At 48.1% G+C, this 20,002-nt stretch carries 20 protein-coding genes, 1 other RNA gene and 1 pseudogene; 18 read left to right on the forward strand and 4 right to left on the reverse strand.

Features of this window, described 5'->3' with window-relative positions; translation table 11 throughout:
• Positions 1–30 precede the first annotated feature (30 nt).
• From I3X05_RS04715 to I3X05_RS04725, 3 genes are read left to right on the forward strand one after another with little or no spacing between them, the layout of a single operon-like run.
• On the forward strand, positions 31–1,095 hold the full coding sequence (locus I3X05_RS04715; protein ID WP_045570935.1) for an efflux RND transporter periplasmic adaptor subunit: 1,065 nt from the start codon (positions 31–33) through the stop codon (positions 1,093–1,095).
• Positions 1,096–1,097: 2 nt separating this feature from the next.
• The gene (gene vexH / locus I3X05_RS04720) at positions 1,098–4,211 is read left to right on the forward strand and encodes a vibriobactin export RND transporter permease subunit VexH (RefSeq protein ID WP_337970979.1); all 3,114 of its coding nucleotides are present in this window, start codon (positions 1,098–1,100) and stop codon (positions 4,209–4,211) included.
• 38 nt (positions 4,212–4,249) lie between these two features.
• Complete coding sequence (locus I3X05_RS04725) at positions 4,250–4,570, forward strand: DUF1244 domain-containing protein (RefSeq protein ID WP_193167267.1); 321 nt, start codon at positions 4,250–4,252, stop codon at positions 4,568–4,570.
• A gap of 55 nt (positions 4,571–4,625) precedes the next feature.
• Here I3X05_RS04725 and I3X05_RS04730 read toward each other — a convergent pair whose 3' ends face one another.
• Positions 4,626–5,711 carry a PLP-dependent cysteine synthase family protein gene (locus tag I3X05_RS04730; RefSeq protein WP_193167266.1) on the reverse strand — a complete coding sequence of 362 codons (1,086 nt, stop codon included), beginning with the start codon at positions 5,709–5,711 and terminating at the stop codon, positions 4,626–4,628.
• 124 nt (positions 5,712–5,835) lie between these two features.
• Between I3X05_RS04730 and I3X05_RS04735 the strand changes: the two genes are divergently transcribed.
• Entirely contained in the window at positions 5,836–6,300 is a 465-nt protein-coding gene (locus I3X05_RS04735) for an Lrp/AsnC family transcriptional regulator (RefSeq protein ID WP_193167265.1), read from the forward strand.
• Positions 6,301–6,413: 113 nt separating this feature from the next.
• Here the strand turns inward: I3X05_RS04735 and I3X05_RS04740 are convergent, their stop codons facing one another.
• Together I3X05_RS04740 and tesB are read right to left on the reverse strand one after the other, a co-directional pair.
• Positions 6,414–6,932, reverse strand: coding sequence for an outer membrane protein (locus I3X05_RS04740; protein ID WP_193167264.1), 519 nt, complete (start codon positions 6,930–6,932; stop codon positions 6,414–6,416).
• 294 nt (positions 6,933–7,226) lie between these two features.
• Positions 7,227–8,090 (reverse strand): acyl-CoA thioesterase II, encoded by an 864-nt coding sequence (gene tesB / locus I3X05_RS04745; protein WP_193186416.1) that lies wholly within the window; start codon positions 8,088–8,090, stop codon positions 7,227–7,229.
• A gap of 174 nt (positions 8,091–8,264) precedes the next feature.
• Here tesB and I3X05_RS04750 point away from each other — a divergent pair, with 174 nt between their 5' ends.
• Positions 8,265–8,690 (forward strand): YbaY family lipoprotein, encoded by a 426-nt coding sequence (locus I3X05_RS04750; protein ID WP_045570932.1) that lies wholly within the window; start codon positions 8,265–8,267, stop codon positions 8,688–8,690.
• Between the two features lie 36 nt (positions 8,691–8,726).
• Here I3X05_RS04750 and I3X05_RS04755 read toward each other — a convergent pair whose 3' ends face one another.
• Positions 8,727–9,029, reverse strand: coding sequence for a DNA base-flipping protein (locus I3X05_RS04755; protein WP_045570931.1), 303 nt, complete (start codon positions 9,027–9,029; stop codon positions 8,727–8,729).
• Between the two features lie 148 nt (positions 9,030–9,177).
• On the opposite strand from I3X05_RS04755, the gene I3X05_RS04760 reads away from it, so the two are divergent.
• The 13 genes and pseudogenes from I3X05_RS04760 (at position 9,178) to I3X05_RS04820 (ending at position 19,920) form a co-directional block, all read left to right on the forward strand.
• A complete protein-coding gene (locus I3X05_RS04760) occupies positions 9,178–9,921 on the forward strand; it encodes a hypothetical protein (protein ID WP_039433796.1) in 744 nt (247 codons plus the stop codon).
• A gap of 137 nt (positions 9,922–10,058) precedes the next feature.
• Positions 10,059–12,032: a GGDEF domain-containing protein gene (locus I3X05_RS04765; protein WP_045570930.1), complete on the forward strand. Its 1,974-nt coding sequence runs from the start codon at positions 10,059–10,061 to the stop codon at positions 12,030–12,032.
• A gap of 179 nt (positions 12,033–12,211) precedes the next feature.
• Positions 12,212–12,308: signal recognition particle sRNA small type (ffs, locus tag I3X05_RS04770), an RNA gene on the forward strand.
• A 119-nt stretch (positions 12,309–12,427) separates the two neighbouring features.
• Positions 12,428–12,748, forward strand: a pseudogene (locus I3X05_RS04775) (Tn7 transposase TnsA N-terminal domain-containing protein); the annotation flags it as partial.
• 8 nt (positions 12,749–12,756) lie between these two features.
• Positions 12,757–12,945 (forward strand): alpha/beta hydrolase, encoded by a 189-nt coding sequence (locus I3X05_RS04780; protein WP_045572530.1) that lies wholly within the window; start codon positions 12,757–12,759, stop codon positions 12,943–12,945.
• Positions 12,946–13,225: 280 nt separating this feature from the next.
• The gene (locus I3X05_RS04785) at positions 13,226–14,815 is read left to right on the forward strand and encodes an aspartyl/asparaginyl beta-hydroxylase domain-containing protein (RefSeq protein ID WP_171816782.1); all 1,590 of its coding nucleotides are present in this window, start codon (positions 13,226–13,228) and stop codon (positions 14,813–14,815) included.
• A gap of 48 nt (positions 14,816–14,863) precedes the next feature.
• Positions 14,864–15,166 carry a DUF6916 family protein gene (locus tag I3X05_RS04790; RefSeq protein ID WP_193167261.1) on the forward strand — a complete coding sequence of 101 codons (303 nt, stop codon included), beginning with the start codon at positions 14,864–14,866 and terminating at the stop codon, positions 15,164–15,166.
• 9 nt (positions 15,167–15,175) lie between these two features.
• Positions 15,176–15,715, forward strand: a complete 540-nt coding sequence (locus tag I3X05_RS04795) for a phage tail protein (protein WP_045572532.1) — start codon at positions 15,176–15,178, stop codon at positions 15,713–15,715.
• Positions 15,716–15,725: 10 nt separating this feature from the next.
• On the forward strand, positions 15,726–16,244 hold the full coding sequence (locus I3X05_RS04800; protein WP_045572533.1) for a phage tail protein: 519 nt from the start codon (positions 15,726–15,728) through the stop codon (positions 16,242–16,244).
• 14 nt (positions 16,245–16,258) lie between these two features.
• Positions 16,259–16,798 (forward strand): phage tail protein, encoded by a 540-nt coding sequence (locus tag I3X05_RS04805; protein WP_045572534.1) that lies wholly within the window; start codon positions 16,259–16,261, stop codon positions 16,796–16,798.
• A gap of 237 nt (positions 16,799–17,035) precedes the next feature.
• Entirely contained in the window at positions 17,036–18,238 is a 1,203-nt protein-coding gene (locus I3X05_RS04810; RefSeq protein WP_171816783.1) for a S8 family serine peptidase, read from the forward strand.
• Positions 18,239–18,254: 16 nt separating this feature from the next.
• On the forward strand, positions 18,255–18,785 hold the full coding sequence (locus tag I3X05_RS04815) for a GNAT family N-acetyltransferase (protein ID WP_045572538.1): 531 nt from the start codon (positions 18,255–18,257) through the stop codon (positions 18,783–18,785).
• A 19-nt stretch (positions 18,786–18,804) separates the two neighbouring features.
• Positions 18,805–19,920, forward strand: a complete 1,116-nt coding sequence (locus I3X05_RS04820; RefSeq protein WP_193167260.1) for a TIGR03032 family protein — start codon at positions 18,805–18,807, stop codon at positions 19,918–19,920.
• Positions 19,921–20,002: the final 82 nt, after the last annotated feature.

A 20,002-nucleotide genomic window follows, 5' to 3' on the forward strand; every position in this document is an offset into this window, starting at 1 on the left:
CTCCAACTTACATTCTTTGATTGATGGACTATGAATAAGCGCATTCTAATTTCTATGTTGGTGCTCACTTTGTCAGGACACTCGTCGCTGGCAAGCGCTGCACCTAAAGGGCCAACCGCAGTGACGGTGGTTGCAGAACAGGTTCAAACTCACCAGATAAACCAGTCGCTCTCTTTGGTTGGTAAGCTTGAGGCGGTACAGTCGGTGGTGATCGCCTCTGAAGTCTCCGGAAAAGTGGAGTCGATTCAGGTGAAAGCGAACCAAAACGTGCGCCAAGGGCAGTTATTGATTAAGTTGGAAGATGGCAAGGTACTGGCGGCGCAAACAGAAGCGAACGCTTATTTGAAGGATGAGCAGCGTAAACTGAAAGAGTACGAGCGTTTGGTAAAACGCAATGCCATCACCCAAACCGAGATAGACGCACAAAAAGCGAGTGTTGAGATTGCCGAAGCCCGTTTGGCAGCAGCAAAGGCGAGTTTGAACGATTTGCATATCTCGGCGCCGTTTGCGGGCACTGTCGGTTTTATCAATTTTAGCCGAGGGAAGCTGGTCAGCGCTGGAACGGAATTACTGACATTAGACGATCTTTCGCTGATGCAGCTCGATCTACACATCCCAGAACGTTATTTGTCACAGATTTCGCTGGGAATGGCAGTGACGGCCAGCTCTAATGCATGGAAAAATGAGACATTCCAAGGAAAGATCGTCGGCATCGATTCACGCATCAATGCCGAGACGCTCAACCTGCGCGTTCGTATCCAATTTGCCAATCCAGAGAACAAGCTTAAGCCGGGCATGTTGCTCAATGCGGCCTTAGCTTTCCCTGCCATCGAAGCGCCGATTATTCCAGTGCAGGCATTGGAGTACTCTGGCACAAAACGCTACGTCTACGTGATTGATGAACATAACAAAGCGCGCCGAACTGAGGTACGGCTTGGAGCTCGGGTTGAAAACCAAGTTGTGATCGAATCGGGCGTCAATATAGGCGACAAAATTGTGGTGCAAGGCATCGTCAATATGCGCGATGGCGTGTTGGTCAAAGAGCTTGTTGGTAGTGCCAACAGCGCTCAGCCAGAAACCAAGAAGGATAGCTAACCATGCTGTTGTCTGATGTGTCGGTCAAGAGACCGGTAGCAGCGCTGGTACTGAGTTTGCTGCTGTGCGTGTTTGGCTTTGTCTCTTTTACTAAGCTCTCAGTGCGGGAAATGCCCGATATCGAGAGTCCGGTTGTGTCGATCAGTACCCGTTATGAAGGGGCATCGGCCACCATCATTGAAAGTCAAATCACCTCGGTGCTGGAAGATCAACTTTCTGGCATCAGTGGGATTGACGAAATATCTTCTACCACGCGCAATAGCTCTTCGCGTATCACCATCACCTTTGAACTGGGTTACGACCTCAACACGGGGATCAGTGATGTGCGAGACGCGGTAGCCCGCGCGCAGCGTGCTCTGCCGGAAGAAGCCGATGATCCGATTGTCTATAAAAACAACGGTAGCGGTGAGGCGTCAGTCTACATCAATTTAAGCTCATCAGAAATGGATCGCACTCAGCTCACCGATTACATTGAGCGCGTGTTGATGGACCGTTTTAGCTTGATCACTGGTGTCAGCTCGGTGGATGTTTCTGGCGGTTTGTACAAGGTGATGTACGTCAAATTGCAACCGGAGTTGATGGCGGGGCGCAGTGTCACCGCTACCGATATCACTTCGGCGTTGCGCAGTGAAAACCTCGAAAGTCCGGGCGGTGTGGTGCGAAACGATCAGACGGTGATGTCGGTCAGGACAGCGCGCAGCTACAAAACCGTGGAAGATTTCCAATACTTGGTGGTCAAACGGGCCAGCGACAATACGCCGATCTATCTGAAAGATGTGGCGGATGTTTTCATTGGCGCCGAGAACGAAAACTCGACGTTCAAGAGTGACGGCGTAGTCAACGTCAGCATGGGGATTGTACCGCAATCGGATGCCAACCCGCTGGAAGTGGCCAAACGTGTCCATGAAGAAGTGGAGAAAGTACAGAAGTTTCTGCCCGAAGGCACCCGTTTAGCGATTGATTATGACTCAACGGTGTTTATTGAACGTTCCATTTCTGAAGTCTACAGCACTCTTTTTATCACGGGTGGCTTAGTAATTTTGGTGCTGTATATTTTCATCGGTCAGGTGAGAGCAACGCTGATCCCGGCGGTGACGGTACCGGTGTCACTGATTTCTTCATTTATTGCCGCCTACTACTTCGGCTTCTCGATCAACCTCATTACCTTGATGGCGCTGATTTTGTCGATTGGTCTGGTGGTCGATGATGCCATTGTGGTAGTGGAAAATATTTTCCACCACATTGAGCAAGGTGAGCCGCCACTGTTGGCAGCCTATAAAGGTACTCGCGAAGTCGGTTTTGCGGTTATCGCCACGACTTTGGTGCTGGTGATGGTCTTTCTGCCTATCTCCTTTATGGATGGTATGGTCGGCTTGCTGTTTACCGAGTTTTCAGTGTTATTGGCGATGTCGGTGATCTTCTCGTCTTTGATCGCCTTGACCTTAACGCCAGTACTGGGCAGCAAAATGCTCAAAGCCAACGTGAAGAAAAATCGATTCAATGATTTGGTCGATTTTCTCTTCGCCAAACTGGAAACCGCTTATCGCGCCGTGCTGAAAAAAGCTTTGGCGTGGCGCTGGCTGGCTCCCGTCATTATTCTCGCTTGCGTAGGGGGCAGCTACAGCTTAATGAATCAAGTGCCGGCGCAATTAACACCACAAGAAGATCGCGGTGTGATTTTTGCCTTTGTACGCGGCGCGGATGCAACCAGCTACAACCGCATGGCGGCTAACATGGATTTGGTCGAACAGCGTTTAATGCCGTTACTTGGGCAGGGCTTCTTGAAGTCATTCAGCATTCAATCGCCCGCGTTTGGCGGACAAGCTGGCGACCAAACCGGTTTCGTTATCATGATTTTGGATGATTGGAACGAGCGTAACGTGACGGCGCAGCAAGCACTTGGCGAAGTGCGCAAAGCCTTGGCGGGGATTCCGGATGTGCGCGTGTTTCCGTTTATGCCCGGTTTCCGCGGAGGTTCGAGCGAACCAGTGCAGTTTGTTCTTGGTGGCTCAGACTATGACGAGCTGAAAGTGTGGGCGGAAAAACTGAAAAATCTCGCCGAAGAGTCACCGATGATGGAAGGGGCAGAGATCAACTATTCGGAGAAAACCCCAGAGCTGGTGGTGTCGGTAGACAAGAAGCGTGCGGCTGAACTGGGCATTTCGATTGCCGATGTGTCAGACACGTTAGAAATTATGCTGGGCGGCAAAAAAGAGACGACCTTTGTCGACCGAGGCGAAGAGTACGATGTTTACCTGCGTGGTGATGAAAATCGTTTTAATAACGCCGCCGATCTCAGCCAGATCTACCTACGCACAAGCAGTGGCGAGCTGGTTACGCTTGATACAGTGACGAAAATTGAGGAGATCGCCTCGTCCATTCGTCTCTCTCACTACAACAAGCAGAAAGCCATTACGGTCACGGCGAACTTGTCTGACGGGGCAACCCTAGGCCAAGCATTGGAGTTTATGGATCAGCAAGCGATTAAGTTGTTGCCGGGCGATATTTCGGTCAGTTATTCCGGTGAGTCGAAAGACTTCAAAGAGAATCAGTCCAGTATTGTATTGGTGTTTGCGCTGGCGTTATTGGTTGCCTACTTAGTACTGGCAGCGCAATTTGAGAGCTTCATTAACCCGCTAGTGGTGATGTTTACCGTTCCTATGGGGGTGTTTGGTGGTTTCCTCGGGCTGATAGTGATGAGTCAAGGACTGAACATCTATAGCCAGATCGGTATGATTATGCTGATCGGTATGGTGACGAAAAACGGCATCTTGATCGTCGAATTTGCCAACCAGTTGCGTGATCGCGGCTTTGAGTTCGAAAAAGCGATTGTTGACGCGGCGGCGAGACGTTTGCGCCCGATCTTGATGACGGCCTTCACCACACTGGCAGGCGCTATTCCACTGATTTTGTCCAATGGAGCGGGATATGAAAGTCGCGTTGCTGTCGGTACAGTGATCTTCTTTGGTATGGCGTTTGCCACGCTAGTGACTCTGCTGGTGATCCCAGCTATGTATCGCTTGCTATCTCGTCACACTGAAGCTCCCGGTCATGTCGAAGCCGAGTTGAATAAAGCGCTCAGCCATGATACCAAAGGACGGGTAAGTCACGGTTGATACCAACCGAAGCTGGATACGATCAAAAGGAAGGTAAAGTGGCAGAGTTTAAATATCAGCAGTTGACGCAGGAGCAGCAAGATAAGTTGGATGCAGCGGCCTTTCGTCGTTTACTGGCTCATCTTGATGTTAATAAAGAGGTGCAAAACATCGATTTGATGATTTTGGCCGGTTTTTGCCGCAACTGTTTTAGTAAGTGGTACTTGGCAGAAGCGCAGGCGCTGGAACTGGATATCAGTCTCGATGATGCCAGAGAAAGGGTGTATGGCATGAGCTACGATGAGTGGAAAGCCAATCACCAGCCGCCAGCCACGGCAGAACAACTGGCTGCTTTCGAAAAGAAACAGCAGAAAGCATAAAAACATGCCCGCCAGTGTGCGGGCATGTTTCTTTTCAGCCTTCCTTAACTAGCAATCACGCTGGGCAACAAAGGGGCTCGACGCAGCCATCACGTTCGATGATCGACAGTTGTTCTAAATACGGCGTTATGTCACCGATATTGTGTTCGACCCACTGCGGGTTGTAGTAGGTGTCGAGGTAGCGTTCACCGCTGTCGCACAGAAGAGTGACAATCGAACCCTGCTCACCACGCTGCTTCATTTCACACGCCAATTGCAATGCGCCATACAGATTTGTACCCGTGGACGCGCCGACCTTGCGACCAATCAGCTTGGATAGCCAATGCGCACTGGCCACCGAAGCGGCATCGGGGATCTTGCGCATTTCATCGACCACGCCAGCAATAAAACTTGGCTCGACGCGTGGGCGGCCGATCCCTTCTATTTTGCTGCCTGCATCCAGTGTTATTTCTGCGTTTCGCGATTGGTAGTAATCAAAGAAAACCGAATTTTCTGGGTCTACCACGCACAGTTTGGTGTTTAATTTCTGATAGCGGATAAAGCGGCCGATGGTGGCTGAGGTGCCGCCAGTGCCCGGGCTCATGACGATCCAACTGGGCTCAGGGTGCTCTTCAAGCGTCATTTGGCTGAAAATCGAATTGGCAATGTTGTTGTTACCGCGCCAGTCGGTAGCGCGCTCTGCATAGGTAAATTGGTCCATGTAATGGCCGTTCAGCTCTTGCGCTAGGCGGCGTGATTCGGCGTAAATTTGATCCGAGCGATCGACAAGATGCGCTTGGCCACCATAGAACTCGATCTGCTCGATTTTTCTACGTGCAGTGCATTTGGGCATCACGGCGATAAAAGGCAGGCCAAGTAGACGCGCAAAATAGGCTTCAGACACCGCAGTACTGCCCGATGAAGCTTCAATCACCGTGGTTTCCGGACCAATCCACCCGTTACAAATCGAGTAGAGAAACAGGGAGCGCGCCAAACGGTGTTTTAGAGAACCGGTTGGATGGGTACTTTCATCTTTAAGATAAATATCAATGCCTTGCAACGAAGGAAGGTCGAGTTTGAACAGGTGGGTGTCCGCTGAGCGTTGATAGTCCGCTTCAATCTTGCGGATGGCGTTGTTAATCCAGTCGTGATCAGTACACATATTGGCTTTCCATAATGGGTTCGATAGTGACAAAGTACCTACTCATACGGAGAAATGCTTTGCTTTCTCGCTGGTGATTTCTCTATATTGTAGAAAATTTTTCTCTTAAAACGGTGAATCCGAGATGTTAGATAAAACCGATCGCACCTTGCTTGCTCTGTTGCAGCAAGACGGCACTTTGTCACTCAATGATTTGGCCGAGAAGGTGAACTTAACCACCACGCCGTGCTGGAAACGCTTGAAGCGCCTTGAAGACGAAGGTTTTATTGAAAAGCGAGTCGCACTTCTCAATGCAGAAAAGTTGGATCTCTCCTTTATAGCCTTCGTACAAGTGAAAACCTGTGACCACTCGTATGCTTGGTATGACCGTTTTGTCTCAACCGTTAATGAGTTTCCAGAGGTGATGGAGTTCTACCGTATGGCAGGGGAATACGACTACATGATGAAAGTGTTGGTCAAAGATATGAAAAGTTTTGATGAGTTTTACAAAAAGTTGGTCAACAGTGTGGCAGGTATTTCCAATGTCACCTCGACTTTTGCCATGGAACCATTGAAATACACCACTGCGTTGCCAATCGATGTGCATTAAAGCGGGCGTTTCGAGTTAACGTCCCCATGTTTGTTTCAGATCATCCGATGCTGAATCGTTTACTTGATGAAGCGCCCAGAAAGGCTCTGCGCGCCTTTTCCATACTTCAACGCTTAACCTTGACCGAAACGATAATTGACCCCAAGTTTCACACTGACAATATCGCTATCGTCTCTTTCTGTTGGAACATCTTTCTTGAGGTCGATAGAAAGATGCGTCCCAAACTGAGGTGTGAATTGATAATTTATGCCTGCGCTGTAGTTCGGGTTGAGCTTGTGAGAGACCTCCGAGCCCATCGCACTCTCAAAGCCTAAGGTCACCACGCCAATCCACTGGTCACTGATCGGTAAAGTCAGTTGTGAACCAAACTGCGCAAGATAAATGTCATCAATATCCGTATTGGTGATGGTGGTGAAGCCGAAGTAGGGTGAAAAGTATTTGCGAAACTTATAACCTCCTCGTATCTCGCTGCTGAGACCTAGGTTTGTCGTTATCTCATCATTTTGCAGCTCACTGCTGCCTAGGCTTGAGGAGACCCAAAAGAACTCTTCATCCAAAGGGTGAAGTGGTTTGGCAAAAACGCTCGTGCTCAGCAGTATGGTTAATAGGGGTAGGATAGATGTTGGCTTCAATCGGCGGTCCTCTGTTTTCATCTTTTCGGGTTGATTTTAAATTGCAGGCGAAGAGTAGAGGGTCAATGTCAGGAGATTTTTAAGGCGATGTCTATTTTATGACTGGTTTGCCCGCGGCGTTGAAGCTAGACGCAGAATGCTGAGGCAAGAGGTGCAAGCGCGTCGAGTTCAGTGAGTGACTGGCACTGAGCTATTCGCTGTAACAACAAAGAGAGAGCGCAAATGCGCTCCCTCTTTGTTGATAAATGCCGCCAAATTTGTCTGTATCAAAAGCACGCGCGTACTTTCTAAGCGCTATTTATGGGTAAAACGCATCACTCCTTCCTGCACGGCGGTAGCGACGAGGTGCCCTTGCTGATTGTAGATCTCACCGCGTACCAAACCGCGCGTGTTTGAAGCGGTTGGACTTTCTATCACGTACAGTAGCCACTCATCCATCTTGAATGGACGGTGAAACCAGATCGAGTGATCGATGGTGGCGACCTGAAAATTGGGCGTCATTAAAGATACGCCATGCGGGTGTAGCGCGGTGACCAAAAATCCCCAATCGGAAGCGTAAGCGAGTAGATACTGGTGGATCAGTTGGCTGTCAGGCATGTCGCCATTGGCGCGAATCCACAGACACTGTTTCGGTTCAGCTTTTTGCGGTTTGAGCGGGTTAATCACCGTCACAGGGCGGGTTTCAATCGGCTTTTCGCCGCAGAATGTTTTGCGCAGTTTCTGTGGGAGAAACTCAGCAATATGGCTGGCGAGCTCTGTCTCCGAGGCGAAATTCTCCGGCCCTGGAATATCGGGCATCTGATTTTGATGTTCAAACCCCGGCGCATCGCCGTGATAAGAAGCAGTGAGGTAAAAAATCGGCCGGCCATTTTGCACCGCTTTGACGCGTCGAGTGCTGAAACTTCGGCCATCGCGCAGGTTTTCTACATCATAAATGATCGCTTTCTCGGGATCGCCCGGATAGAGAAAATAGCTATGAAAGGAGTGCACCGTTCGATCTTCCGACACAGTATAGCGAGCCGCTGACAGTGCCTGACCCAATACCTGGCCACCATAAACTTGAGGAAGGCCGAGATTCTCACTTTGCCCGCGGAAAAGACCTTCTTCCAGTTTTTCTAATTGCAGTAAACTTAGGAGTTCTTTTAAGGGTTTACTCATAATTTGGCGTTCCTTTGAGTGACCTGTGTCATGTTGTTGTTGGTTCTGATTGGTACGCGACAGTGAAACCGTTATTTTTAGCTTAGTCAATATCAGGCGTAAAGTTCTGTTGTGCAAGACAGATCCCAATCGCGAGCCTATAATCCTTGGTGAACTATCAATGAGATCTGTTTTATGAAGAAAATTATTTACGCCGTAATGTCATTTTTCGTTGGCGTTATTCTAGTCGGTTGTCAAAGTGCTGAGCCGATTGTTCAGGAGCAGGGCATCAAAACCATTAAAGGAACGGTCAGTTATCGTGAACGTATTGCGTTGCCGGATGATACGACGGTGATTGTGCTACTTGAAGACGTGTCACGCGCGGATGCGCCATCGAAAGTGATCGCAAAATACAAGGTCATCACCAATGGAGCACAAGTGCCAATATCATTTGACTTGGCTTACGATACAAAGAAAATCGATTTCAAGCACACCTACAATGTTCGTGCGCGCATTGAAGTGAATGGACGTTTGCGATTTACCACCGACACCATCACGCCAGTTGTGACTGATGGCAGCAGAACGCATCACGTTGATTTAATGCTGGTCGGTGTACGTTAACCTCAAGATTTCTCATGCTTTCGAGAATGGCAGCCGTTATGGCTGCCATTTGTATTTGCGCAGATTGATCCGCCCGCTTTGATTGACCTCTATCTGTTCGGCTAAGAGCTTTTCTCTTTGCCGCACAAAATCCTCTCCGCTGAGTGATATTTTCCCTTGGCTATTGATCACCCGAAACCAAGGTAATTTGCTGCCTTCGGGTAAGTTACTCAGCGCTTTGCCGACATGGCGTGCATAGCCGGGATAGCCAGCCATCCGTGCAACTTCTCCATAAGTCGTCACCTTGCCGAATGGAATTTGGTGAATCACGGCAAAGATTTGTGGCAAAAATTGGTCCATACTGAAACTGTCCTAGTTCGTGATTACCAAGGATTGGTAAGCCAGACATTCTGGAAAACGAGCCCGCTTAGCGTACACCCTTTTACCGTAAAGTTTCCATCGTTACGCTGAGTCTGAGTTGTACAGATACGGGTCTTAAGGAGGCGCTATGATATTTTCCGTACTTCAATTTGTCATCACTAGCTTGCTGGCGGTGGTGTGTGCCAGAGCCATCAGTATGAATCCGGGGGACATCCCAGTTTTGGCGTTGGTAATCCCAGCGTTATGGATTCTGCCTCAAGGCGGCTTCTTTGGCCTTATCCTACTTGCGGCCATGACGGCTTACGGCCTGACTCTACCTTTGCAGCCGATTGCTTTGTCCGTCTGTGTCTGGATTCTGTTTCCACTTTTGATGGTGGTTTTCTCGCGAAAAAGCAGCCTTGGCGTGCTGTTGACCTCCGGCATGATTGTACTCACCTTACAAGTCGGCATTATGGTAACCCAATCGGCAGGAAAGCTCGGCGGCACACCCTGGGTCACGGTCGTGCAAACTTTGTCTGTGATGGTGATTTGGTGGGCGGCACGTCATTGGAAACCGTCAAATCGTCATAGCTGGTGGCCGCTGCTGCTGCTGATCCCTCTTTGGGTCGCAGACCTGCCCAACGCCGTTTTAGTCGCGCTGTGTATCACTGGCATTATGGCCTGCATGGAAAGTTTGAATACACTGAAAAGCTTCTCGTGGAATACCTTATTGTGTTGGACCCTGCCAACCGTCGGGTTCGCCGCTCTGGTGGTCACGCCAAGCGTTGAGGTGCCTAACTCTGTCTTTGTGGTTTGGATCTGTTTGCTTGGCACCGCTTGGATGACCGACTACATCCTCAAAGCGGCGGAAGAGATGGAAGAGCAAGATTAAGCTTGGCAAGAAAAGTGACCAATATTAAAGAATGCTAATTTACCGTATGCATATTTATAATAATTGGTATATGTTTCATATCAATCACTCAGGCTTATTGAGTTATTCCTAGATAATTAGCAGAAAAAGTTGTCAGTATGGTCAGGGAAATTTGTTGGCTGCTGGTTGGCCTGTTGTTTTGCCTTCCGCATAGCTCGTTGGCAAAAAACAAAGAAATCACAGTCGCCACGGAAGCGGATGATGTCGTCACGCGCATTTTGTTTGATGCCTTAGCGGAGCATTTTTCACTGGATGTTCGTTATGTCCATCAACCAAGCTTCGACGAAGTGTTGCATTCCGTCGCCATAGGGCAAACCGACTATGCTGCCAACGTCACTTACACTCCTGAACGTGCCAAACTGTTTAATTATTCCTATCCCACTAATATCGAATACACCTATCTCTACTCGTTTAACGAAAGTACCTTGGACGATGTGTCTGTGGTTGGAGTACCCGATGAGACAATTTATAGCGAGCTGATTGCGGCCAATTATCCGCATATTAAGCAGGTGAGCTATCAGGGCCATGAACAGGCATTCCAATTGCTGGAAACGGGAGCGGTTGACGGCGTTGTCGATGCCATCAATCAGCTAAAACCGATGCTGTTACGAGGTCTGGATGCGCAGCTACTTAATGACCAGATCTCGATTAAGCCAGTGTCGATTGTCAGTGCGAAAGGCCAACACGAGAAAGAGCTTGCGGCGTTCGCCAAATACATTCATAGCGAAGCGGTACAAAAGCGCATTCGCGATGAGATCAGCGACTATCAATTTTCCATTCGTAAAAGAGCACTGCAGATCGCCCTTGCGAGTACTCGTATCGATTTAAATCAGCCGCTTACAATTAAACTAGAGCCGATTTTCCCTTACGTGATTTATCATCCTGATGGTCGCATTGACGGCATTACCGCTGACGTGGTGCAGCAGAGCTGTCAGATTTTGGCCCTCAACTGTCAAATAGTCAGCCATGCCAATGAGACGTGGGGAAACATGTTGGGCGAGTTTACCAGGCAAGAAGTGGATATGATTGCACCGCTCACTTATACCAGCGCCCGTGAACAGATTGCCCAGTTTACCGTCCCTCACTATGCTCCCCAATCGGTGATGGTTAAACGCATCGGCTACAAGGAGAAGGTCTATTCGCATGTTTCTCAACTGATCGCGGAGAAAATCGGCGTGGTCAAAGACGACTTCTTTGATGCTCTGCTTAGCCAGATGTTGCCGCTTAAAGAACTTGTACGCTATCGGGATCGCCAGCAGATGGTCGAGGCTTTACTCCGTGGAGAAGTCGACTACATCGCCATGGATACCGCCACACTAAATTATTTGCTACGTACTAAATCGATGCCAGCCATTGAACAAGACGACGCGATCGGTGTTTTCCACCATTCTAAAATATCGATTGGTCTCGCCAACAATGGCCGTGGGCGAGAACTCGCCCCCTATTTTTCAAAAGCGATTCAAATGCTCGATCTGGATGCCATCACTGAGCGCTACGATCTGCGCCCAAATTGGCGCAGTTCTTTGGAGATGGAGCAGCTATTTGCGTCGCGTACGCAGGCGCTGTTTACTGCGCTGTTTCTCTTTGTCGGGGTCATCTCTTTTTATCTCTATCGTCAGTCGAATACCGATAACCTCACCGGGCTGGGGAATCGTCGCTCACTGGTGCAGAAATATGGCAAAGGCATACCCAGTGATTTGACGGTTCTTTACATCGATCTCAACCAATTCAAACCGATCAACGATACTTATGGCCATCATAGTGGAGATATGGTGTTGAAGAGGATTGGCCAGCAGATCCGCCAGCAATGGTCGGGCAAAGCATTTCGTGTCGGTGGGGATGAGTTTATCCTGATTGGTAAAATCAAGCAGAGCGAAGTGAACGAATCATTACAACGTTTCAGTCGGTTTGTGATTGAAACCGATCTGCTCGGTATGCCGTTGGTGGTCACGGCGTCGGTTGGTATTTCACGAACCAGAAAACAGTACATGAGTTTGCAGCAGGCGTTGCACTTAGCGGATGTGGATATGTACCAAAACAAACATCAGCAGCGAGAGATAGGGTACTCTTAAGCCCTTGTTTATCTGTTGCGCTTGAAAGGTGATGAGGTCACATCATGCCATTTTGCGCAAGAGTTAAGCGGTCAAACCGCCATGTCGGGATAATTACGAGATTGGGGTTGCAATCCGTCAGGCGATGCTTAATAATCGTGCCCACGTTAGGCGGCAGCCCAACAACAGAATCGACGGGGCTCTGGTCCTCTCGCAACAATAATTCGTGAACTCGGTCAGGTCCGGAAGGAAGCAGCCGCAGCGAATGACTTGTGTGCCGGGATGTGGCTGGGGCCCCACCCAATGTGATGTTTGCAAAATAAGTTCGCATAAATTGCAGGCTTTCTTCATATTTGCACCATAAGTTTTCATAGTCTATTTTTTTGTTGTAGGTTTACAACAAAAGTGACTTGGCTATGTTTGACCAAACTAAGAAATCATCTCACGTACACAACATCTGTAAGTTCATGAGCTTGAAGAACGATGCTGTTGTTCGCACTCTTTCCATTTTGGAATTCGATTTCTGTTTTCACCTCGAATACAACCCAAACATCAACAGTTTTACCTCTCAACCTTTTGGCTTCCACTATCAGTTCAATAACCGCAAGTGCCGATATACTCCTGACTTTTTAGCAATAGGTCATAATGAGCAATCAACATTCTTCGAGGTCAAACACTCTAGCCAGATTCTTAAACCTGATTTTAGGGAGCGCTTTGAAGAGAAGCAGAGAGTAGCGTTTGTCCGGTGCTGTTTATTCATGGTGAGAAGGCGCACTCTCGTTATTTCAGTGAAACCGCTTTCGAAGCGGCTGCAGAGCCAAAAGAGCTGATGATTATCCCGGGAGCCAACCACACCGATCTGTACGACCAGATGGATGTGATCCCATTTGACAAAATGACCTCATTCTTCCAACAACATCTGAGTAAAAGCTGAAGTTGACTTTGCGAGTCGATGGCGAGCTGGCGGGATGAATAGGTCGAAATGAACATTTTTTGATAGACAAATCATCTACCCCGAAAAAAACCTGCCTTGCTTCCCCCCGAGCAAGGCAGGTTTTTTGTTTGTAGCCAATGAGCCCAAAATTATGATCTTGCTTCAAATGTGAGAAAGGTTGCACATATTAAAAAAGTTGCTCATTCGCAGAGCAATTCATTGCGCATGTCTAACTATGAGCTAAGTTTTTATGCATGATGACTTTTAATGGTTGGTCGGTGTGGATAGAGACTACTATCGCTTGCGGGACGATTTCCTCCCGCTGGCTCAGATACAAAAAACGTTAGGCGCACTGAACGAGTCTGACTGGGTCAGTCACGTCAATCGGGCTTGCTATGAAGGTGGGTGGCAAGTTTACCCGTTGCGCGGATTGGCAAAATACAGTGAAAGCTCGCCCATTTTGCAGTCATTTGCTCTGGAAGAGTCGCAAGGCGAAGGAGACTACGTCAATTACCCTGCAATGAAAGTGTTTCCGGAGCTGGAAGTTTTTCTCTCTCAGCTTTGCTGCCCACTCCTCTCAATTCGGCTTATGCGTCTGATGCCCGGCGCGGTGATCCACCCACATCGTGATAGGGGGCTTTGCTTCTCAAATGGGCAGGCGCGCTTGCATTTATCTCTGACTTCAGAGCCCGATGTGGAGTTTATAGTGAATGGTGAATCAGTGCATATGGCACCTGGTGAGCTGTGGTACTTGAACGCTGATTGTGAGCACGCGGTGTATCACCGTGGGGAAATTCCCCGTGTTCACTTGGTGATTGACTGCCTAGCCAATGATTGGCTTAGGAACGCGTTAGGTTTGCCTGAGCATCGTAATTTGTGTGATGACACATTAGCTGAACGGCAAGCATGGTTGTCGCAGTTGACCAAGCAAATCGTGTATTGCGCGCCACAAGCACGCTACACATTGCGACAACCTGTAAGAGAGCTGGTGACCAGTTTCGCTAATCTGGTTGAGTTGGATCTCAACCCGACCATGTTTGTTGATGACCACTTTACGATGACCAATCATGGAAAAGCGGTGTCGATGCTGGTGGCGGCAAAATGTGGTGAAGAGTTTGCTCGCACGGCGGCGTTCCTTCAAGGGATATATCAAGCGATTGAAGAGAGGCAAAAAGAGGGCCGTACTGTATCCGTTCTATACGCAGGAACGGGCCCTTTTGCGACATTACTTCTACCCTTGATGAGCCTCTACTCGGCCAAACAGCTTCAAGTCACTATGCTCGATATCCATTCCACTTCACTCGAAAAACTAGGTTCATTGGTCAGTGCTTTTGGTTTGCAAGACAGAGTTGAAAACTATGTCTGCAGCGACGCAACTGATTGGACTTCTGAGCAACGTTTTGACCTGCTCGTTTCGGAAACGATGAAAGCGGCGCTCGATACTGAACCGCAAGTCTCGGTGTTTTCCAATCTCGTTTTGTTGCTTAAAGAAGAGGGTGCCCTGATACCACAAACGGTTGAAATGCACCTAAATGTTGTTGATCAACAGGGAAAAAGAACTCCCCTCGATATCTGTTCTCGGTTGGATAAGCAAGCTACGGAGCTTTTCAACCAAGGGGATAAAACGGCGTTAGATGTCATTGTTCAGTGGCCATTCGAAACGAACCATCAAGCTATTGAAATCTGTACTGAGATTCAAGTCTACGGGGAACACTGGTTGAGAGGATATGACTGCAGTTTAAATCTGCCATTTCACCTCCCTTTTTCATCAGAGCAACAGGCACATTTGGCAAAGCCTGATCTCTGTCAATGGCAACTCAATTACCACGTCAGCCAAACGCCGGGGTATCGATTAACGGCATTGAGATAACTCACTTGCCGATTGTAAGTATGTTTGTAGTCAATAAAGGGTCATCTAATGGAGAAATACAATTTTGAAACATTGAGTACATTGCTTGGGCAAACATTGCGAACCCGAGTGGATGATACTGAGGTCGAGCTGGAAATATTGGATGTAGCGCGCACGGCTACTCATGGTGATAAGTGGGATGCTTTTGCACTTTATTTAAAACACCAAAATGACGATGTGATGTTTAATCAAGGTATCTACGAGTTCAGTCACCCAGAACTGGGCACTGCACAATTATTTGTATCACCGAACTCTCACGAAGAATTAGAAATAATTTTCTCGCGCCGGATTCAACCTCAATCAGAGCAATAAGGAAGAACAATGGAACCGTATCTTGGTAATATTCAGATGTTTGCGTGTAATTTTGCGCCTAAAGACTACGCGTTTTGTGATGGTAGCCAAATTACAATAACTCAGAATCCCGCTCTCTATTCACTACTTAACACTACATTTGGTGGAAATAGTACGACCTATTTTAATTTGCCTGATTTAAGAGGAAGGATGCCAGTTCAATCTTCACCTACGCTACTCCAAGGTCAGCAGGGCGGAGTGGAAACCGTCTCACTCACCTTGCCGCAATTGCCTATCCACATCCACTTGGTCGGAGTGACCTCAGCAGAGGGAGATGCATTTCGCCCCAATTCGCCTAATGGTTCCAAACCGACCATTTTTGCGGGTGTTGCTGGTAATGCCTTGCCTGCTTATGGCGATCTGGAGAGCACGACTGCGCCATTAAATTCACTGACGATAGGCGATGCACCTAGCAGTAACAACGTGGGGTTGCCGCACAATAACGTTCAGCCCAGCACCGTTATTCATTTCTGCATTGCTTTAAAGGGCCTGTATCCACAACGTAATTAAGGAAAGTCACATGTCAACTCGATTTATGTCAGAAATTACCTTATTTGCTGGTAATTATGCTCCTCAGAACTGGGCCTATTGCAGTGGAACTCTTCTCTCTGTTGCTGGCAATGAAGCTTTATTTTCTTTGATTGGTAGCTATTTTGGAGGAGATGGTCGAAGTAGTTTTGGTTTGCCGGATTTACGAGGGCGTGTCGCCGTTGGATCTGGCAGTGGTCCAGGTTTGACTCCTCGTGTTTTAGGGCAAGTATTTGGCACTGAAGCCGTCACATTAACGGAAAATCAAATCCCCGGGCATACCCATAGCTTCAATGTTTCTACTGTTGAGGCCGATAGCACACTCCCCTATGGACAGGCCTTAGCCTCCGCCAATCAATATGTGGCCGTGCAAAATGCAGATGGTTTGGCGTCGATGAAGAGCAGCGCCATTCAAGAAGCAGGAGGCAACGGTGCGCACTATAATATGTCACCATTCTTAGCTCTGAACTTTATTATCTGCACTGCAGGTGCTTACCCCACAAGAAATTAACTGAGGAGTTAACGATGAGTGAAGCATTTTTTGGCGAAATTATGATGTTACCCTATACGTTCTCGCCTGTAGGATGGGCCTATTGTAATGGGCAGACGATGTTAATTTCTCAAAATCAGGCGTTATATGCTGTTATAGGCAATTTATATGGAGGGTCTCCGGGGCAAAATACGATGGCAGTACCTGATCTTCGTGGTCGATCGCCCATCTCACAAGGATCTGCGCCCGGTTTGACACCGAGAACACTTACTCAAATCGGTGGTCTTACAGAAGTGACATTAACTGACTCGCAGATGCCCAGTCATACACATCAATTGAGAGGAAAGTCGTCAGCGACGGTGACATCCGATCCTACAGGGGCAGTGCCATCAATCTTGAGGGACGGCAATGGGACTAGCATTGATCGCTACAGTACATCAATAGAACCTAATTACCCCATGAATGGGAATGTGTTGGGTGTTGCAGGTGGCAGTGTTGCCCATGAGAATCGTCAGCCTTTTTTAGCGATAAACTTTTTCATCTGCATTGACGGTGTGTTCCCATCAAGAAATTGAGGTTGTTTCTAATTAAAGCAACAAAATCGCGGATAGCCCCACTGTTATTGATTGGTCGGGGTTATCCTGTTTTCGGTTTGTCGCGACTCCCAGAACCGTTATATTGGTACGGAGAAACATAAGTGTAATGGTGCATTTTTGAGACGAAGTATGTTAGCAGTAGTAAGAATAGTGTCTCGGATGGTTTTCGGCCTTTGGCTTTTTATACCTCATATGGCCGCTGCATGGCCAAACGAGATGACGGTGCAGTACCACAACCGAGGGGTTACGCTATCCTTGGCAGCAGTGACCTCTGGGGCTCCTGAATATACCCATGCCAAATTGGGCGAGTTTGTTTTGAGAATTGAGGATAGGCTGCTTGTTAAGCATTTAAGCAGCGTTGAGTTGGCGAGCTTGGATGAGCTCAATGGCTATCCTGTGATGCCGTTGGTGGTTCTGCCTGATGGGGTTATGTGGAGCTTAGTTAAGCTGCCGGGCCCGAATGAAGTAGTAAGCCTGGCCAATACTCTGCCGACAAAATCGGGCATTTTACTCGCAGAACCCGATTTTCTTCAGCGTGATGGAGCCACGTTGCAACATCGCACAAATTCCGTCCCTTTCGCTGAGCCCAAACACTTTGTTCGTCAAGCATTACAACTTGAAGATTGGCCACCCTTAGCAGGTAAGGGCATTAGAGTCGCTGTGATTGATAGCGCATTTGATATTACAGACAGCGCGCTCAATCTATCCGATATATTACTAAATTATGATACGCATCTACTTGACACTGCTAGGGACAAACAATCCGCCTCAAGGACAGTGTTTAATGACCCCTATCATGGCAACGCGAGTTTGTCTTTACTATGGGGAAATGGCCGTGATTCGTTAGGCTTGGCTCCATTTGCTACACCGATATTAATTGAGAGGAGTGTTAACTGGGGTTCTGAGGTGGCTTTTGCGCTGCAATTGGCCAGCTCCGCCAAAGCGGATGTGGTTGCCTGCCCTTGGACACTGCGTTTTACTCCGCAAGTTGTCTCTGATGCGGTAACACTGCTGACTAAATATGGCAGAGAAGGTAAAGGAACCGTGGTCGTTGCAGCAGCAGGTAACACCAGCTTTCCGATTGACAACTCATTTAGCTTCGCCGCAGAGCCAGAGCTGATAGTGATCAATGCGGCAAGTTCAGGGACGATGTGGCCTGCAAAAAGCCAACATATTGGTGTTACAATGCCGGTACCCTATCTGATTAAGCAGCAAGGTCGAACGATTTCTTACAGCGGGACGTCTGCGGCCAGCATTGCCGTAAGTGGTGTAGTAGCGACATTGCTGAGCATTGGGCCAACTTTTACCGCTCAGGATATAAAGCATTTGTTGATCCGCTTTTCTACCCCAGAGCTTAACGTCACCAATTTGCTGAAGGAAGTAGAAGCAGAAATAAAGAAAACAACCGTTGATCAATAGCATAGGGAGAAGTGCTTTGAATTTACATCAGTTAAACTTACCTGCGGGTTTGCACGTCCGACCCGCAAGAGCGAATGACAATCCATTCTTAGAAGTTTTACATAATGAAAAGCGTAGCGATTTACGCCTCATTGATGCAGAACGTGACTTTGTAGAATCGCTTATCGACATGCAGTTTCGAGCGATGAATCAAGGTTATGGGGAGCAATTTCCCAACGCACTCTATTTTATCATTGAGTACCATAGTGAATCCGTCGGCCGAGCAGTGCTGGACTTTACAGACAACCATGTCCACTTAGTTGACATCGCTTTTCTACAAAAGGCGAGAGGTCATGGTCTTGGAGAGGCAGTAGTACGGTCATTTATGTACTCTTCCAATCAGCTTCGGGTACCGATGGTCCTCTCCGTTCAACAGTTAAATCTGGCGGCAAAGCAGCTATACCTCAAGCTGGGTTTTAGAACCTATAAAATGGAACTGCCGCACGAAAAAATGATTTGGTATCCACCGACATTAGTCGTCAGACGTGAAGTCAACACAACAGAATAACAAAGGAAAGGACCGCCGAATGGCAGAGAATCGCGAATACCAAAGTGATGCACAGATATCCGACTCAGAAGAAGCTAAAGAATTTGAGGTGACGTACTGCGAGCGTTTCGCTCCACTCCTTCAAGCGCTCAATTCGAGCCTCATTGTAAGCTCCTATTCGGCAAATAGCCTCTTGCTTTTAAGCAGCTCAGACGGAGAAAATATCCACGTCAGCTCCGTTTACGTTCCCCGTTTGTTAGGGATCGCCATAAATCCTGAGCAGAATAAACTGACCTTTGCCGCTTATGGGCAACTGTTGCACTACCAACGTCTTGAGAATCCGCATCAGCACAAAGTACTGGAAACGTTGAACAAGGAAAAAGACGTGTTCTTTGTGCCTTGCAGTTCCACGGTGACGGGGTTTCTCAATACGCACGATATGGCGTACACCGAGCAAGGGTTAGTTTTTGTCAATAGCAGCTTCAGTTGCATCGCTACCACTCACCCAGAGCGCAGTTTTAAACCGCTCTGGCAACCACCTTTTATCTCCGAACTGACACCCGAGGATCGATGTCACTTGAATGGCATGGCTGTAGTTAACGGCCAGCCTGAATTCGTCAGTTGTTTTACAAGTAGTGATGCAGCTTACTCATGGAAAAGCGAGTTAAGTCACCAAGGCGTGATTATTCGTACAGCAGATAACCTCATTTTATGCGATGGGTTAAGCCTTCCTCACTCTCCCCGTTTCCACCAAGGAAAGTTGTATTTCTGTGAATCCGGTGCGGGCCGACTGTGGTGCATTGAGAATCCTTACGCAGCAAGCAAAGACGAGTTGAACATCACTTGTGTGGGCGAATACCCCGGTTTCACCCGCGGGCTAAAGTGTGTGGGGGATCTCGCTCTGATGGGGCTTTCTCGGCTGCGCCCCGCAAAAGATGGCAGCAAGCGCAATACGGATATGCCTATTTTGCAAAAGCAAGAGGAAACCTGGGGCGGTATTGTCGCCGTGGATCTGCGTAGTGGTGAAATGGTAGCGCGCATGCAATTTAGTGAGGAAGTGGCGCAAATTTACGATGTCGATCTGCTGGCGGAGAGTGTAAATCCACACATTTTCGCTTGGGATGCCGAAGAAGTCAGTGAAGTGTATCTTTTTTAATTATTTTTGATCGATGTAACATTTGTAATATTAATGTTATGCAATCAGTGGGGCGTAATTGCATCAGTGTTACAGTATGTAT

The organism is Vibrio navarrensis (genome assembly GCF_015767675.1).
Lineage (GTDB): Bacteria > Pseudomonadota > Gammaproteobacteria > Enterobacterales > Vibrionaceae > Vibrio.